We start from the raw sequence: 2,160 nt of genomic DNA, 5'->3' as shown, positions 1-2,160 counted from the left end.
TGTCAACGGCACTGTAAAAATCCCCGGAAGTGGCAAAGTAAAATTCCCCACTTTGCGGTTTGGGTAATCAGGCGGTCATTGGTGTGCCTCCATTTTTCGGAGGACGTCCGCGGCGGCGAGGCTCGACGGGCGCAGGTGGCGTAATTCGCGCGTTGGACCTGATGTGCTCGGGCAGCAGATCGGCATGGCGGCGCAGGCGATAACTTGAGCCATCGATCTGGATGACGATGGCATGATGCAGCAACCGGTCGAGCAGCGCCGTTGCGACCACGGGGCTGCCGAAGATGTCGCCCCATTCCGCAAAGCCGCGGTTCGAGGTGAGGATCATCGCGCCTTTTTCGTAGCGCGCATTGACCAGCTGGAAGAACAGGTTGCCGCCACCGGGTATGACCGGGAGGTAACCGATCTCATCGACGATCAGGAGTGATGGCCGGCAGTAGAACCGGAGCCGTTCGCGCAAGGTGCCTTCGCGCTCTGCCTTCGCCAGGGCGCCGATCAGGTCGGCAAGCGTAATGAACGACACGCTCTTGCCCGCCTTGACCGCCTCAAGCCCCAGAGCGCTGGCCAGATGGCTTTTGCCCGTGCCCGGCGGGCCCAGCAGGTGCACGACCTCGGCCCGTGCCACGAAGTTAAGCTCGGCCAGTGCCATGATCCTGGCCTTGTCGAGCGAGGGTTGGAACGAGAAGTCGTAGCCACTCAGCGTCTTCACAGTGTTGACCCGGCCCATGCGCAGCGCGGTGCGGATGCGGCGCTCCTCCCGGAACGTGAGTTCCTCGAGCAATAGCTGTTCCACGGCCTCCAGAGCCGTAATCTCGCCGCGATCAAGGCGGGAGACGCAGTCATCGACGACCTCGATCGCACGCGGCATCTTGAGGCCCACCATGCTGGATTTGATCCGGTCAAGCAGTGATGCGCTGGGATCAGGAAGGAGCGAGTTCATGCGCGTGCTCCTGCCAGCTGCTGGCCGATGGCAGCATAAATGTCCAACGAACGGCGAGCGACCTGCTGGCCGGTAAACCCATGCGGCAAGGGTAGATCGTCATTTCGGCGCCGATGACGCCGGTGCCCGTCAAGAAGCGAACGCTGCCGCCGTCCCTCAAGCAGAGGATGGCGGGCGATCAGGCGATCATCTTCGAAGATCCGGATCTCGTCAGCAAGGCTGTGGACCTCCACGACACGCCGACGGGTCGCATCCGGGACCGAGTAGTAATTGCCGCCAACACTGACCATCCCCTCATGGCTGATCCGGCGCTCAAGCTTGAGAACCGCACCGAACGGGACCAGCGGCAAGGGCTGCAACGCCGGCATTTCCTCCGCAAAGGCTTCGTTCACGATCCGCCCCGTCGTTGCATGCAGGCGCGGATTGGCCACCGTGCTCAGCCAGCGATTGAACTGGGTATTCAGGTCATCCAGGTCGTGGAACATGCCGCCCAGGAAAAAGTCTTCCCGGATGTAGCGGAACGGGCGCTCAACCTTGCCCTTGGTCTCAGGCCGATAGGCACGGCAGGCCTTGGGCAGATAGCCGTAGTGTTTCGCAAATTCCCCGAGCGTCCGATTATAGACGACGCGGCCGTCCTCATCCTCGCCGATCACTGCGGTTTTCATGCGGTCGTAAAGGATCTCGCGCGGCACGCCCCCGATCGCCTCGAACGCTGCCCGGTGGCAAGCCAGCACGCTCGGCATCGTTTGGCGCAGAACGAACCTCCCCCAGATCAGGCGGGAGAAGCCCAGCACCATGGAGAACAGCCACACCACCTGCACACGATCCGGCGCATCAACAAAACGGACCCGGAACTGCGCAAAGTCGACCTGAGCCTGATGACCCGGCGGGGTCTCGAACCGTACAGCATAGGGCTTGCCGCCACCGGCCGGACGCATCGAACGCACCGTGTCGCGCACCGTGCTGTAACCGCCGGTATAGCCCCGCTCGCCAACCTCACGGGCCAGGCGCTGGGCGCTCAGCCCGGGATAGGCCTCCAGTCGCGCCCGCAGGTAATCAATATATGGGTCCAGCAGGCGCTCGCGCGGCTGCCGCGGGCCATATGTCGGCACATCAACCCCGCGTGCAATGTATTTGCGGACCGTCTTACGGTCGACGCCCACCTGCCGGGCGATCACGGCGAGCTTCACGCCTTGGCGATGCAAATCCAGGATCATCAT

The 2,160-nt window shown here is 62.9% G+C and carries 2 protein-coding genes; both read right to left on the bottom strand.

The window, feature by feature from the left end:
- Positions 1–67: 67 nt before the first annotated feature.
- The gene (gene istB, locus IP83_RS19215; RefSeq protein ID WP_304437619.1) at positions 68–883 is read right to left on the bottom strand and encodes an IS21-like element helper ATPase IstB; all 816 of its coding nucleotides are present in this window, start codon (positions 881–883) and stop codon (positions 68–70) included.
- Between the two features lie 53 nt (positions 884–936).
- Positions 937–2,160, bottom strand: a 1,224-nt coding sequence (gene istA, locus IP83_RS19210; protein WP_054123851.1) for an IS21 family transposase, incomplete at its 5' end; no start/stop codon positions are given.

Origin of the sequence: Novosphingobium sp. AAP93, assembly GCF_001296055.1 — a bacterium.
GTDB lineage: Bacteria > Pseudomonadota > Alphaproteobacteria > Sphingomonadales > Sphingomonadaceae > Novosphingobium.
The sequence above is the reverse complement of the archived record's forward strand: the minus strand, read 5'-3'. Positions and strand labels throughout refer to the sequence as shown.